This is a genomic window from Amycolatopsis echigonensis (genome assembly GCF_014174495.1).
GTDB lineage: Bacteria > Actinomycetota > Actinomycetes > Mycobacteriales > Pseudonocardiaceae > Amycolatopsis > Amycolatopsis echigonensis.
The window spans coordinates 188,918-202,892 of record NZ_JACJHR010000002.1 but is presented as its reverse complement, the minus strand read 5'-3'; the positions used below and the strand labels follow the sequence as shown (position 1 = coordinate 202,892).

General features: G+C 66.3%; 12 protein-coding genes. 7 read left to right on the top strand and 5 right to left on the bottom strand.

Annotation, left to right across the window (positions count from 1 at the left end):
* Positions 1 to 140: 140 nt before the first annotated feature.
* The 6 genes from H5411_RS02500 (at position 141) to H5411_RS02475 (ending at position 6,314) form a co-directional block, all read left to right on the top strand.
* On the top strand, positions 141 to 509 hold the full coding sequence (locus tag H5411_RS02500; protein WP_101436658.1) for a WXG100 family type VII secretion target: 369 nt from the start codon (positions 141 to 143) through the stop codon (positions 507 to 509).
* Positions 506 to 1,876, top strand: coding sequence for a putative T7SS-secreted protein (locus tag H5411_RS02495; RefSeq protein ID WP_183122825.1), 1,371 nt, complete (start codon positions 506 to 508; stop codon positions 1,874 to 1,876). The genes H5411_RS02500 and H5411_RS02495 overlap by 4 nt, the downstream gene beginning before the upstream one ends.
* Positions 1,877 to 1,981: 105 nt before the next feature.
* Positions 1,982 to 2,491, top strand: a complete 510-nt coding sequence (locus H5411_RS02490) for a hypothetical protein (protein ID WP_101436656.1) — start codon at positions 1,982 to 1,984, stop codon at positions 2,489 to 2,491.
* Between the two features lie 39 nt (positions 2,492 to 2,530).
* The gene (locus H5411_RS02485; protein ID WP_101436655.1) at positions 2,531 to 3,157 is read left to right on the top strand and encodes a hypothetical protein; all 627 of its coding nucleotides are present in this window, start codon (positions 2,531 to 2,533) and stop codon (positions 3,155 to 3,157) included.
* 38 nt (positions 3,158 to 3,195) lie between these two features.
* A complete protein-coding gene (locus H5411_RS02480; protein ID WP_143271402.1) occupies positions 3,196 to 3,759 on the top strand; it encodes a hypothetical protein in 564 nt (187 codons plus the stop codon).
* A gap of 542 nt (positions 3,760 to 4,301) precedes the next feature.
* Positions 4,302 to 6,314: an NB-ARC domain-containing protein gene (locus tag H5411_RS02475; protein WP_183122824.1), complete on the top strand. Its 2,013-nt coding sequence runs from the start codon at positions 4,302 to 4,304 to the stop codon at positions 6,312 to 6,314.
* On the opposite strand, the gene H5411_RS02470 is transcribed toward H5411_RS02475, so the two are convergent.
* The 5 genes from H5411_RS02470 to H5411_RS02450 form a co-directional block, all read right to left on the bottom strand.
* The gene (locus tag H5411_RS02470; protein ID WP_183122823.1) at positions 6,315 to 7,493 is read right to left on the bottom strand and encodes a hypothetical protein; all 1,179 of its coding nucleotides are present in this window, start codon (positions 7,491 to 7,493) and stop codon (positions 6,315 to 6,317) included. It abuts the gene before it with no gap.
* Between the two features lie 497 nt (positions 7,494 to 7,990).
* The gene (locus tag H5411_RS02465) at positions 7,991 to 8,326 is read right to left on the bottom strand and encodes a hypothetical protein (protein WP_037367447.1); all 336 of its coding nucleotides are present in this window, start codon (positions 8,324 to 8,326) and stop codon (positions 7,991 to 7,993) included.
* 36 nt (positions 8,327 to 8,362) lie between these two features.
* Positions 8,363 to 9,097: a S1 family peptidase gene (locus H5411_RS02460; RefSeq protein WP_101436649.1), complete on the bottom strand. Its 735-nt coding sequence runs from the start codon at positions 9,095 to 9,097 to the stop codon at positions 8,363 to 8,365.
* 124 nt (positions 9,098 to 9,221) lie between these two features.
* Entirely contained in the window at positions 9,222 to 9,977 is a 756-nt protein-coding gene (locus tag H5411_RS02455; RefSeq protein WP_101436648.1) for a S1 family peptidase, read from the bottom strand.
* Between the two features lie 122 nt (positions 9,978 to 10,099).
* Positions 10,100 to 10,474: an FKBP-type peptidyl-prolyl cis-trans isomerase gene (locus tag H5411_RS02450; RefSeq protein ID WP_101436647.1), complete on the bottom strand. Its 375-nt coding sequence runs from the start codon at positions 10,472 to 10,474 to the stop codon at positions 10,100 to 10,102.
* Between the two features lie 163 nt (positions 10,475 to 10,637).
* On the opposite strand from H5411_RS02450, the gene H5411_RS02445 reads away from it, so the two are divergent.
* Positions 10,638 to 13,853, top strand: coding sequence for a penicillin acylase family protein (locus H5411_RS02445; protein WP_101436646.1), 3,216 nt, complete (start codon positions 10,638 to 10,640; stop codon positions 13,851 to 13,853).
* The last annotated feature ends 122 nt before the right edge of the window (positions 13,854 to 13,975 follow it).

Here is a 13,975-nt window from a genome sequence, read left to right as displayed (position 1 = left end):
TTATGACCAGGTGATGTCGACTCCATCCAGTTGGACGCCGCTGGGAGGCGGTGGGTTCGGGTGGATTTCCGCGTTTTGCGAGCGGGAAGTGGCTGTCTCGTTACAATCAGTGGCGCTGACTGCTGCGAGGGGAGACGTAGATGTCGGGCGGATACCAGGTCGACCTCGGGCGGATGGGGACTCTCATCTCCACGCTCGAGCAGGCCAAAGAGCGGATGACCAGTGCTAACGCGAAGCTCAAGGGGTCATCGCCCGGTGAACTAGGAAGCCGCGACATCGATTCGGCCGGCGGCGAGTTCCAAGACCGGTGGGAGTACGGGATCGGGAAGATCGCCGAGTTCTCCGGGACAGTAGCCGAGGGCTTGTCCAAAGCGAAACAGGTCTACGCGGACATGGAGAAGAAGGTCGCGGACCAATTCGGGAAAGGGATGGGCACGCCGGCGTCGGCACCGCCCGCCGTCGCTCCGCCGTCGGCGATCAGCGCCCGGCTCGACGGGCCGGCCCGATGAACTGGGACCGGGTCGCGGACGCGGTCGCGCCGGTGGAGACGGGAAGCTATCCGGCACTCGGGTTCGATCCCGCGCCAGGTGTCGTAGCCAAGGTGACTGACGTCGCGACGACGTTGGGCAGCGTGGCGACCGAAATGGGCCAGGCATACGAAGACCTGGCGAAGCTCGGAAAATCCGACGGGTTCTGGGAAGGCGACGGGGCGCAGGCGTTCCAGAAAACGGTCGGGCAGGTGCCGGAGTACCTGGACAAGGCACACCGATCACTGTCCGGTGCTTCCGGGACCCTCACCCGGTGGGCCGAAGACCTCGGCACCATGCAGCGGCAGGCAGCGGACCTGGAGCACCAGGCAGAGGCGGCCCAGGCCCAGGTGAGTTCTGCCCAGGCCAACCCTGACTTCCGGCTGGCCGGGCAGGCTTTCAGCGACCCAGCGCAGTTGCAGCAGGCCCAGGAGGCGCTGGGGAAGGCGCAACAGCAACTGAACAAAGCGCAGGGAGACCTGGACGCTCTGCGCGAAAGCGCGAAACGGCTGCTCGCGCAGCACGGGGACCTTGCGGGGCAAGTCGCCGAAGCACTGCGCAAGGCAAAGGACGAGGCACCGGAAGAGCCCGGTCTGCTCGACAAAATCGGTGACGCCATCGGCAAAATGGCCGACGGGATCAAGAAGCTCGCTGGCGACGTCTGGGGCTGGGTCAAGGAACACGCCGACGTCATCGCCAAGATCGGCGACGTGCTGTCCACCGTCGGCAATGTGCTGGGGGTCGTAGCACTGGCCACGTCGTGGATCCCCGGAGTCAATGCGGTTACCGCGGCCGCGGCGGTAGGGGTCAGTGCCGCCGCGGCCGGGACGAAACTGCTTGCGAAAGCCGCTGGCGCTGACGTGTCGTGGGGAAGCATCGCGATGGACGCGGTGGGTGTCATTCCCGGCGGAAAAGTCGTGGCTGGAGCCAAGAACGCGGTCGCGCAGGCCACTCGCGGTGCGGCCCTCGCGAAAATGGGGAAGGCCGGCGAACTGGCGGGCAAAGTGCCTGGCGTCGGGCAAAAGGTGATCAAGGGGATCGGCGGCACGGTAGCCCGGGACGGGGCCGGTGCCGCGATCAAGATCGACGGGCAGGTGGTCAAGATCGGCGGCCAGGACGTCAGCCCCATCACGATGAACGCGTTGCGATCCGATCCCGCCGCGGCGATCGACCAGGCAGCTCGGTATTCGCACGGCAAAGCGGTGGACTTGGCGAACAAGCTCCCCGGAATCAACCTGGAACCGTTCAGCACCAAGGGAATCGTGGCCGGAGTTGCGGTCAACTCCGGGATCGGCGTGGCGAAAGCCGAAGCGAAGGACTACGCGGTGGACAAGATCACCGGAGGCTGACCCGAGCCGGTCCGGACGTGACTGTGACATTAGAGGTGGCGGGTGAATCAAGAGAGAGAGTCGATACGCGGGTGGGCGACTGCCTTGTGGGGAGAGCCCGCGGGGGTGGTCGCGTTCCAGCGCAAGCGCTTCAAGTTGACCTTGCCGAACAGGCAGGACATCGGAACGTGGAGCATCGGCAAGAAGATCCTCTACGTTCTCGCCTTTCCGATATTCATTCCGTACGCAATCATCCTGTATGTGCTGAACTTTTGGGAAATCTACCCCAAGTGGCCGACCAGGACGGGGACGCTGACCGTGCGCGGGACGCTCCCGTACGGCCCGGCGATCGACTTCGTCGACCTGATGAAGAAGGCACCGAAGAAGTCCTGGGTGGTTTTTTCGAGGTCACACGTCGTCTTCGTCCAAGACGGGCTCGACCAGGGTGCTCCGGTTCCCTTCTGGCAAAGCGGGCCGGAGCTGAACGTGGAACTCACCCCCGGAGCTGAGGAAGGAGCTCTCCGGATCTACTGGCCGGAACACGGACAGGCGGTTCTGAAGCTGAGCGAAGAGGAAGAGGCGCTCGTCAGGAGCTTCGCTCAATCGTACGGCGAAGGGTGGTCCCGCTTCCGGTAATCGGCGTTGGTCTCACTACTCTCAGACAGGACGGGACTCATGACGGACGTGTCCGCTCCACCGGAACCACCCGGGTTCTCCCTCTTCCTGCCCGACGGTTTCCTCGCCTTGCCGGCAGGGAATATCGACGAGGAACAGTTCCGGTCTCTCGCCGCTTCAGTGTCCGCTGAGTTCGGCGCGGGCCCCGACGCCGAGATCGACCAAGGCATCGCCGAAACAACCGCGATGCTCGTGAGCACCGCTGCCATGGCCGAGGCTGGCGGTTCCAGTTACACCGCCGCCGGGTTCTTCCGCTCCCCTGACGACCTGAAGCGGCCGATCATGGCGGTGGTCAACTGCTTCTGCCTGGAATCGGATCATTCGTCGACCGCTGTGGCGATCTCCGGCCTCGAGGAGGTTCAGCGCAGCACCTCGACGGGACCGGTCGAGGTAGTGGAATTGCCGGCAGGCCCGGCGGTGATCGCGCAGTCGGCCTCGGTCGGGAGCATTTCGATCGGCGAAGGATCGGTCCAGGTCACCGAACACGCGATCACCGCGTGGATACCGGGCACTAAGGTGATTCTCGCCCTCGCCGTGACCAGCAACAACACCGAAGACTGGACTCATGTGGTCGACCTGGCGCGCGGCATCTTCGAGACCTTCGAGTGGGTCGACACCACCGGCTGATGGCTTCAACGGTGAGTTGATAGATCGGAAAGTTACTGATGACGATGATGAACCCCTATGCGTCGGCGGCATCTCCTGGTCGCTGGTTTCCTCCTGCCCTGGTCGGAAAGATCCGTGCCACTACGATGCGATGGGGTTCCGCGAGCGCCGGGATCGGCTTGCTCATGATCATCGCCGTACCCGTCTTCGGGTACCGCCTTCCCACTTCCTATGACGTGACAACCGGGCTGACGGTCGTCTTGGGGATTACCGCGGCGTGTTGCCTGATGCTCTCCGGGATTGGCCTGATGGTGGCGCGTTGCTATTTCTCGGCTGGGCAGCTCGCGCACCGCAAGGAGTACACCGTACTGGGAGTTCAGCTGGGGACGGCTATTCCAGGGTGGCTGGCAACGATTGTGTTCGTTTTCTGGTACGTCATTACCGTGACGACATCGGGTAGCTACTCCGGTATGGAACAGCTTCACTTCACAGTGCCCATCGTGCTCTACCTCATCACCCCCGTCGTCGCGGCGCTCATCAACTCAGTCAACTTGATCACCGCCTTTTCTCTTTTCTTTCCCTCGCCCCGCCGGTTGAGTAGGTACAGTTCCGGGCTTGCATAACCGAGTCGGATGGGTGGCTGATGGGCCAGGAGCTGGGAGTCCGGGTCGAGCGGTACTTCGAGGGCGGCTGGCGGGAGCCTGTGCAAGTCGTCGTGCTCGGACGGGTCAAAGCAGGGCGCGATCGGCGGCGGCGGGCTGATCGGTCGCTGGGGTGTGTCGCGGAGGCTGGTCTTGAGATCCTCGCAAATCTCGCGTGGCCCTTGGTGGCGCTTTGGGAGTTCGTGACAGTTCCGAAGCGACGCCGGAAACCGGTGGCCGTACCTAGTGGACCAGCTCGGGGGCAGGCGTTCGAGGCGGCCTCGAGGTTGAAGGGGCGGGGCGGAGAGATCGCGGTGGTGCGCGGGCGGCGCGGGTGGCGCGGGTGGCGTTGGTTGAGGTTCGCGAAGCAGCACCGGTCGTGGTGTGGCAGGGGAGTGCGCAATGGAGCCCTTCGCCTGCCTGTTTGTACTGGGAAGACGGCTCGATGTTGATCCTTGCGCCGCGGTGATTTCGGCGGCGCAATTCCGGTAACCTGAGTCAAGATCAGCTGGGCGGGGGAAACAGTGAGCGACGGCAACTACTTCGACGGCCAGGCAGACAAGGTGTTCCAGGCTCGCAATGTGTACGGCGACGTGCATTTCCACGGTCCGCAGCAACCTGCGGCACCGGCGTTGCAGGTTCAGGCGCCGCCGAAGCATTACCGGAACAACGAGCGCCAGCTGGCTGCGCTTACTCGGATCCATGACGAAGCTCTGGACCGGGTAGCGATCGCGATCGTGCGAGGTGCGCCGGGCAGTGGGCGCACGACTCTGTGCGAAACCTGGCTGCACCAGCATCAGGACCGGTTCGACCGGTTCTACGACGTGCGCGTGGGCCACCGGGCGGGTGCCGACGTGCTGGCCGAGCTGCTGTCCAAGCTCGGATACGGTCCGGACGAGATGCAGGCGAGTCTCGAGGGGCGCGCGGCGATGTGGCAGTCGCAGACTGCTGAGTTCAAGGTCGCGCTGCTGGTCGACGACGCGTTGAGCGCGGCTGAGGTGAAGGCGCTGCTGCCGACGCATCCCGGTTCGTACGTGCTCGTGGTCGGGTCGGGGCTGGATGCGCTGCGTGCCCGGTATTCCGCTCGCGAGGTCGAGCTGGAACCGTTGAGCAACGAGGCGGCGCTGGGCGTCCTGACTGAGCTGGTGGGCGAGGAAAAGCTCGCCGCGGAACCGGAACAGCGGGAAGAACTGCTCCGGATTTGCGCTGGTTCTGCAGCGGAACTCAACGTCGCGGGCATGATCCTCGCGCGTCAGGGCGGGACGGTGCAGCGCCTGATCGCGCGGATCCGCGCGAAGGGCGCCTTGGCCAGCGCGGTGTTTGACGTCGCGTACGAGCTGTTGAGCGAGCAGGAACAAGCGGTCTACCGATTCTTCGGGGCGCACCCGGGCAGCGGTGACGTCCGGCTGGAAACCGTCGCGGCGGTGCTCAGCCTCGATGAGTTCGACGCTGAGGACGCGTTGCAGAAACTGGTGTCCGCCAAGCTGATCGAGGTGATCAGGGGCCGCTACCGGATGTCCGAGCTTGCTCGGCTGCACGCTGCCGGGCTGGCTGGCGAGCTGTCGGACGTCGTGGTCGGGTATTACGCGGAGCAAGGGCTCAAGATCGCGGAAAGTGCGCTGCCCACTGGCTGGCCGGCGAGGATTTGGCCGGGTTTCGGGTCGGCGTCGGTGTCGGCGGCGGAGGCCTGGGAGTGGTTGTTCGCTGAACAGACGAACCTGCTTGCCGCGGCGGAGGTCGCGTTGCAGGCGGGGGCACACGAGGACGTCATTCGGCTGGCGAGGGCGTTGTGGCCGGTCTACAAAGACGGCGCGTCCCCCGCGGAGCTGGTGGCGGTGAGCCAGGACGCGGTCCAGGCCGCGCAGGCTGCTGCGATGCCGCTTGCCGAGGGATTGGTCCGCACTCAGCTCGGGTTCGCGCGGATGCAACTGCGGGATTGGGCTGCGGCGCAGGAGCAGTTCGCCGTCGCGGCCGAGTTGGCCACTACGCCGGAGGAGCACGCGTCCGCGCTGGAAGCGCGCGGGCTCGCGTTTTTCGAACCTGGATGGATCGCTCGGCAGCAGGGGCGGCCGGAGGACGCGGTTTCGTTGCTGGGCCGGGCGGAAGTCTGTTTTCGGGAGAGCCTCGCGCTGGCTGAGGAGATCGGTCGCGACCGTCGTCTTGCGTTGATTCGGATGCATCTGGCCAAGGTTGTCCCGCCGGAGGAGGCGGCCACTCTGCTCGCGCAAGCGGAGCAGGGACTGAAGAACGAGCCGGGCAATCTGGTGAAGGTTCGGTTGTGGCAGGGGCGGAAGCTGATCGAAGCCGGTTCCTTCGAGGCAGGCGCGGTGGTGCTGGCCGAAGTCGACTCGGCGGCGGAACAGGCCAACCTGCAGCGGGAACGCATTGCCGCGTTGTGGTCCCGCTCGGAGGCGGCGCTTGCCCGTGGTTTCCGTGATCAGGCGAAGGCGCACGCGAAAGATGCGCTGAACATCGCGCGGATGCACGGTTTCACGGCCGAGGCGGCTGATCTGCTGATCTGGATCGAACAGCTCTGACTATCCATAGTGGACGGTAAGGCGTGCCTCGTGCTTGCGGCCGCCCGCGGTGAAGGGAAGCTGTTCGGGGAAGTCGAGGCCTAGCAGGTCGCGCGTGTACAGCAGCGACGGCACGGCCTGTGGCAGGTCGGTGCCGGTGAAGGACACGACCAGACCGTCGCGGCTGCCGGCCAGCCAGCCGGATCCGTACGGGCAAGCGGCCCATTCGCAGCCGGGGAATTCGGCGAGGGTGATGGCGATCCAGCGGCCCGGGTCAGGGAAACGGTCGCCCAGCACGATGTCGGCGCGGCGCAGGAGGCGGGGGTCGGGGCCGTCGACGTGGACGACTAGGTGAGCGTCGGCGGAGGCTGCGGCGAATCGGGTGACCTCGTCGCCGCGGACCTGGACCCATTGCGCGCCGGGTTCTTGGCGTTGGACGCGCGGCAGTGGGAACGCGGTGAATCCGGCTGGTTCAGCTGGTGGCGACAGTCGAAGCGTGCGATAGCCGAGGTCGGTCAGGAGGGCTGCGGACTGTCCGGGGACGCTCGTGGCGAGTTCGGTCGCGACGACCAGGTCCGCGGGCTGGGTCGCGGTGCGCAGTTGGTCAGCCAGGCTTTCGTCGGTCAAGGACGGGGCGGCGCGCAGGAGGGCGGCCACCGGCGAATCGGGATCGACGGCATCGTGTGGTGCGGCGGCCAGCAGGACTGGGGTGCCGAGGCAGGCGGAGTAGTAGGTGACGGAGCCGTGGTCGCCGATGGTGACGTCGGCGGCTACTGCGGCTGGCTGCCACAGGTCTTCTTCCGGCAGGACGATGACGCCCGTCCGCTGCCATTTTCGCAGCCACATTTCCAGTTGCCACGGGTAATGGCCTTGTCCGATGTTGGGGTGCAGGGCGAGCACGACGGTGAATTCGTCGAGCGGCAACTGGCTGGCAATGCGGGCGGGCAACTCTGGGCGGGTCCCGTACAGGGAATCCGCGCCCCATGTTGACGAGACCAGAACCAGCGTTTGCTCGCCGGTTACGCCTAGTGCTTGGCGGTAGGATTCGCGCAGTTCTCGGGCGTCCCGCAGGCGGTCCAGGCAGGAGTCTCCGGCGATGACGGCGTGGTCAGCGGCTTCCGGACAGTACTGCCGCAGCCGGGTGAGCTGCTCGGGGTGGGACAGGACGTGATGTTCGGCGATCACCTCGCCGTGATGCATCAGCCATTCCTCGGACAACCCGAAAACCGGTTTCCGGTTTCCGGTTTCCGGTTTCCGGTTTCCGGTTTCCGGTTTCCGGTTTCCGGTTTCCGGTTTCCAAGAATTTATTATACCCCATTCCGTGCGGCAAAACCGTCAACGGAGCGCGCAATTCGTGCAAATCCCCGCCGTAACTGGCGGCCAAAGCCCAGTCGAAGTCCTCCGCCACGACGTCTTCCCACGGTTCCAGCGGGATCCCGCGCGCGGCGAGGTACTCCTCCGTCCCCCGGGTGAACGCGCTCGAAGCCGGGCACGTGAACACCACCTGTATCCGGGGATCCCCAGCGAACAACGGCAGCACGTCCAGCAGCCGAGTCGCCGCGGTGACGTTGTGCACGACCGCCAGCAGCGTGCGTTCCGTGGGCACGGTGCGCCATCGGCGCGGCACGGGGAACGACGACGAAGGCACGGAGAGCGATCCTACCGATCGCTCTCCGTGCCGGTCGTCGAAGAAAGGCTCAGAGACTGATATTGCCTTGTACGTCACGCAGCTGAACGACCTTGGCCCCCTCGGCCACGGTGCCCACGTGATTCGTCACCCCGCCGCTGCGTGCCTCCTGGTGCACCTCGAACTCGGTGCGCAGCGCCGCGCCGAACTCCGGGTCCTGGCGGCTGACCTCGTCGAGGCGTTCGGCCAGCGCGGTCACGGTGGCCGGGTCGTCGGGGGTGGCCGCCTCCAGTTCCGCGGTTGCCTTGCTGTTGCCGGAGAACTTGCGCTTGACCAGGTCGTACAGCCCGGTCGCGGCCTTCGTGGCCAGCGCGGTGGCGACAGCGGTCAGGATCGGCTCGGGCATGCGACTCTCCTCAGGTCGGCGGCCCTTCCACCGTACTCACTTCGCGTGCTCGTCGATCCACTCGGCGATCACATCGATGCGCGACGTCGTTTCCGCGCCGGTGTGCGGGCAGTCCGGGCCGTTGTTCTCGATCGAGATCAGCTTGCCGTCGGTGAAATACGGCGCGCCCGTGTCGTAAGTGCACGCGCTGGTGGACGCCGAGGGCGATACACCGTGGATGGCGACTGTCGTGCTGCCGACCGACGAGATCTTCATCGTGCCCTGCTGCAACTGCTTGGACGGCACTGGATTCTGTGCCGTCCGGCTGCCCCAGCCGGCCAGGGTGACCTGTTGTCCGACGCCGGGCACCAGGTGGTTCACGGTGAGCGGCTTGACCTCGGAGACCGGGCTGTCGAGCTTCGCCAGCGCGACGTCGTTCGGGCCGGCTTGCAGGACCTGTGTGACCTTGCGCTGGACGCCTTTTTCCTTGGTCTCGTCGACGAGACCCAGCGACACCGTCGTCGGATACGGCACCGGGCCGGACACCCGGTTCTTGTTGGCGTCGTGGAAACAGTGGCCGGTCGTGACGATCCACTGCGGTGCGACGAGCGCTGCCGAACAGAAGCTCGAGTACGTGCTTCCGTTCGGCAGCGGGATTCCGGTCATGCTCAGCTTCGCGGCGAAGCCGAATTGGCCTGCTGGGACGTCAGAACCGTTGGCGACGGCCAAAGCCGGGCTCGCGGTGAGGATGGGCAGGAGAACTGCTGCGGAGATCGCGGCGCGGACGCGCATTCTGTCCCTTCGTCCGGGTCACCGGCGGACGCCGATGAACTCGGCCTTCCACGCTAACGACACCGTCCGCGTCGCGGAATTCCCTTGATGGGCGACGAAAACTGACCGATCGCGGGACTTGCCCTCACGCGGTGTGGGTGGCGATCCAGTTCGCGAGGATGTCGACGCGAGCGGTGGTCTCGGGCGTCGAGTGGGGGCAGTTGGGGCCGGTCGACTCGACCGAGACGAGGCGGCCGGTGTTGCCTTCGGCGACGAAGTACGGTGCGCCCGAGTCGTAGCTGCACGCGCTGGTGTCCTTCTTCGGCGCGATGCCGACGACGCTCACGGTGGTGGCGTCGGAACCGACGACCTGCATCGCGCCCTGCTGCAGTTTGTTCGACGGCTTCGGGGAAACCTCGGTCAGGCTGCCCCAACCGGCGAGCGTCACCTGCTGGCCGGTGGCCGGCGCGGCAGGCGAGACGGTCAGCGGCGTGATGTCGGTGACCGGCTGGTCGAGCTTGGCGAGCGCGACGTCGTTAGTACCCGCCTGCTGCACCTCGGTGACCTGACGCCGTTCGCCCTTGCCCGGCTCGTCGGTGGTCGCGCCGAGCAGCACCGAAGTCCCGTACGGCACCGGCCCGGAAACGGGCTTGCGGTTGACGTCGTGGAAACAGTGTCCGGCGGTGATGATCCACTGCGGCGCGATCAGGGAACCCGAGCATCCGCTCGAATAAGTGGTGCCGTCCGCGCGCGGGATGACGGGCATGGACAGCTTGGCCGCGAACGGATACTCACCGGGCGCCACATCGTTGCCGTTCGCGACCGCGGACGCGGGTGCCGCGACAGCGAGCGCGGCACCGGCGGCGAGGAAGGCAGCGGAAAGGGCAGCACGCAAACGCATGAAATATCCTCCGGAAGACGACTACTCAATGCGAACGTTAGGCGCCTTCCGGTTCCCCTGAAAGGGGGATCAGCCGGGGCTGCCCGATCGGGCTTGCCCGGCTGCCCGCGTTTTCTCGGAGGTCAGCGCACGCCGACCAGATCGACGACGAAAATCAGCGTTTCGTTCGGCGCGATCACGCCGCCCGCGCCGCGCTCGCCGTAAGCCAGGTGCGGCGGGATCACCAGCTGGCGGCGGCCGCCGACCTTCATGCCGGTCACGCCCTGGTCCCAGCCCGGGATGACCTGGCCCGCGCCGAGCTGGAAATCGAGCGGCGCGCCGCGGTCGTAAGAGGCGTCGAATTGCGCGCCGGTGGAGTGCGAGACCCCGACGTAATGCACGCTGACAGCGTTGCCCGACTTGGCTTCGGGGCCGTCGCCGACCGTGATGTCTTTGATCTGCAGCTCGGCGGGCGGCGGTCCGTCCGGGCGCTCGACTTGGGGCTTTTCCACGCTCATGGGGCTCACCGTACCTATCGGCGAAACGCTGCGCCGGATGGAGTACCGCCGGATGGACTACTCCCAACGAGGGGATAAACGCGAAAACTCTTCACATGTGTGCTACCCGTCGGTAGCGTGCGCTGGGTCACCCTGGGGCATCCTTCGTGGACGGAGCTGTGGCATGCGACGACGCATTCCCATCCTGGCCGCGGGCGCGGTAGCCGTGCTCACGGCCGGGCTAGTGCAAATCGGGACCGCGGCACCGGCTTCCGCCGCGTTGCCCGGCAACGACTATTGCGCGGGCCAATGCAACGACATCCTCCCGCCCGGCGAGAACGGGAGCGCGACGCTCGCCGAAATCCTCGCCAACAAGGCGTTCGGCACCCAGCCCGGGCACGCCGACGACCAGCTTGGCAAATACGCCGACCTGGCGGGCGGGTACAAGACGCTGACGACCGACACCATCGGCAAATTCTTCAACGACTCGTCCTTCGGAGTGCCCGCCGACCAGGTCGCGAGCACCCTGAAACCGCGGGACGACGTGACGATCACCCGCGACAAGGCCACCGGCGTCCCGCACATCCAGGGCACGACGCGGTCCGGCACCGAATACGGCGCGGGGTACGCCGCGGCGCAGGATCGCTTGTGGCTCATGGACATCATGCGCCGGGTCGGCCGCGGCCAGCTGACGTCGTACGCGGGCGGCGCGGAAGCGAACCGCGAGCTGGAGCAGTCTTTCTTCGCCTCCGCGCCGTATACCGAGGACGAGCTGCAGCAGCAGATCGACGCGGTGGCGGCGAGCGGCCCGCGAGGCAAGCAGGGTCTCGCCGACGCGCAGGCGTACGTCGAAGGCATCAACAAATACATCACCGATTCGCACAACGGCCGGTATTTCCCGGGCGAGTACGTGCTGACCGGGCACGTCGACGCGATCACCAACGCGGGCACCATCGAACCGTTCAAGCTCACTGACCTCGTCGTGCTCGCCTCGGTGGTCGGCGCGCAGTTCGGCGCCGGCGGTGGCGGCGAGGTGCAGAACGCGATCGCGAAGCTGGCGCTGCAGGAGAAGTACGGGGTCGAGCAGGGCGAAAAGGTGTGGCAGAGCCTGCGTGCCGCGGACGATCCGGAGGCCGTGAAGACCCTGCACGACGGGCAGAATTTCCCGTACGGCAACACACTGGCGAATCCGCAGGGCGCGGCGTTGCCGGACAAGGGCTCGGTGACGAACCAGCAGCTCGTGTTCGACCCGACCGGCTCGGCGGCCTCCGCGCAACCGAAGGTCAAGGTTCCCGCGCCGAAGGACCAGGAATCCGCGCGCGGCATGTTCGACAACGGCGTGCTGCCGGGCAACATGCTCAAGGAAAAGCACGGCATGTCCAACGCGCTGCTCGTGTCCGGCGCGAAGACCGCCAGCGGTCATCCAGTCGCCGTGTTCGGCCCACAGACCGGATATTTCGCGCCGCAGTTGTTGCTGCTGCAGGAAATCCAGGGCCCGGGCATCAGTGCGCGGGGCGCGTCGTTCGCCGGGCTCAGCATGTACGTGCTGCTCGGCCGCGGCCAGGACTACTCGTGGAGCGCGACGACCGCGGCGCAGGACATCATCGACACGTACGCGCTGCCGTTGTGCGATCCGAGCGGCAAACCGGCCACGAAGGACTCGAACTACTACCTCTACCAGGGCAAGTGTCTTCCGATGGACACAGTGGAGCGCAAGAACGCCTGGTCGCCGACGGTCGCGGACGGCACCGCGGCCGGGTCCTACACGCTGCGCAGCTACCGCACGAAGTACGGCCCAGTGACCTCGCGCGCGACGGTGGACGGGAAGCCGGTGGCGTACTCGTCGCTGCGGTCCTCGTACTTCCACGAGGTGGATTCGCTGATCGGGTTCCAGGAGTTCAACGACCCGGGCTTCGTCAAATCGGCCGCGGACTTCCAGCGCGCCGCCAACGACGTCAACTTCACCTTCAACTGGTTCTACGCCGATTCGAAGGACATCGCGTACTTCAACTCCGGCGCGAACCCGGTACGCAATTCCACTGTGGACCCGATGATGCCGGTGTGGGGCGACCGCGGGTTCGACTGGAAGGGCTGGAACCCGGCGGGCAACAAGGCTGACTACACGCCCGCGTCGGAGCACCCGCAGTCGGTGAACCAGGACTACTACATCAGCTGGAACAACGCACAATCCAACGGCTATGCGTCGGGCGGCGCGGACAAGTCCGCCGTGCACCGCGGCGATTTGCTCGACGCGCGGGTCAAGGCGCTGCTTTCCAGCGGCACCAAGGTGACCCGGGTGAATCTGACCCAGGCGATGGAGGACGCGGCGCTGGCTGACCTGCGGGCGGAGAAGGTGCTGCCGCTGCTGCTGCAGGTGCTCGACAAGGCTCCGCTCACCGGTGCCGCGGCCGATGCCGAGGCGAAGCTGAAGACGTGGATGCAGCACGGACACCAGCGCGTCGAGTCCAGTGCGGGCAGCAAGACCTACAACGACGCCGACGCGATCCGGATCATGGACGCGTGGTGGCCGCTGCTGGTCACCGGCGAGTTCAAGCCGGCGATGGGCGACGACGCGTTCAGTGCGATGACGAACGTGCTGCAGATCAACGAAAGCCCGTCCGGCTTCCAGAACGAGACGCCGGGCAAGCACGTCGGGCAGCCGCACCAGGGTTCGGCGTATCAGCACGGTTGGTGGGGTTACGTCAGCAAGGACCTCCGCACCGCGCTCGGACAGCCGGTGGCAGGCCCGCTGGGCGCGAAGTTCTGCGGCGGCGGCGACCTGACCGCGTGCCGGCAGACGCTCGTCGACTCCCTGACCACTGCCGCCGGTCAGGCCGCGAACACGGTGTACCCGGGCGACGGCGACTGCTCGGCGGGCGACCAGTGGTGCGCCGACTCGATCATCCAGCGTCCGCTGGGCGGCATCACGCACGGCAAGATCAGCACGCAGAACCGGCCGACGTTCCAGCAGGTCGTGGAGTACCCCGCGCACCGCGGCGACAACGTCTCGAACCTCGCGGCGGGCAAGCCGGTGAACGCTTCCAGCGCGGAAACCGGGTTCTACAACTCCCCGGCTTCGAACGCGGTCGACGGCAATCCGAGCACCCGCTGGGCGAGCGATTGGAGCGACAACCAGTCGATCACCGTGGATCTCGGCTCGGTGCAGCAGGTTTCGCGAGCGGTGCTGTCGTGGGAGAAGGCCTACGGCAAGGGGTACAAGATCCAGCTGTCCACGGACGGCACCGACTGGCACGACGCCGCGGTGGTGACGGACGGGAACGGGGGTATCGACAACGTTTCGTTCGCACCTGCGGACGCGCGGTTCGTTCGGATGCAGGGAGTCACGCGCGGGACTAAGTACGGGTATTCGCTGTACGAGTTCGAGATTTACGCGCACTGACCTCGGTCGCTACCGAAGCGACGATGAGAACCGCCCCGGCCAGCAGGATCGGCCGGGGCGGTCCCTCATGGTCGCCAGCCCGACCCGGCTGGATGTCGTCCACTTTGTGGAACGGCTGACCA

What these genes read in the sequence shown, in the direction of transcription:
- H5411_RS02500 (WP_101436658.1), top strand. Translation starts at nt 141, where the DNA reads ATGTCGGGCGGATACCAGGTCGACCTCGGGCGGATGGGGACTCTCATC.
- H5411_RS02495 (WP_183122825.1), top strand. Translation starts at nt 506, where the DNA reads ATGAACTGGGACCGGGTCGCGGACGCGGTCGCGCCGGTGGAGACGGGA.
- H5411_RS02485 (WP_101436655.1), top strand. Translation starts at nt 2,531, where the DNA reads ATGACGGACGTGTCCGCTCCACCGGAACCACCCGGGTTCTCCCTCTTC.
- H5411_RS02480 (WP_143271402.1), top strand. Translation starts at nt 3,196, where the DNA reads ATGACGATGATGAACCCCTATGCGTCGGCGGCATCTCCTGGTCGCTGG.
- H5411_RS02470 (WP_183122823.1), bottom strand. Translation starts at nt 7,493, where the DNA reads ATGCATCACGGCGAGGTGATCGCCGAACATCACGTCCTGTCCCACCCC.
- H5411_RS02465 (WP_037367447.1), bottom strand. Translation starts at nt 8,326, where the DNA reads ATGCCCGAGCCGATCCTGACCGCTGTCGCCACCGCGCTGGCCACGAAG.
- H5411_RS02460 (WP_101436649.1), bottom strand. Translation starts at nt 9,097, where the DNA reads ATGCGCGTCCGCGCCGCGATCTCCGCAGCAGTTCTCCTGCCCATCCTC.
- H5411_RS02455 (WP_101436648.1), bottom strand. Translation starts at nt 9,977, where the DNA reads ATGCGTTTGCGTGCTGCCCTTTCCGCTGCCTTCCTCGCCGCCGGTGCC.
- H5411_RS02450 (WP_101436647.1), bottom strand. Translation starts at nt 10,474, where the DNA reads ATGAGCGTGGAAAAGCCCCAAGTCGAGCGCCCGGACGGACCGCCGCCC.
- H5411_RS02445 (WP_101436646.1), top strand. Translation starts at nt 10,638, where the DNA reads ATGCGACGACGCATTCCCATCCTGGCCGCGGGCGCGGTAGCCGTGCTC.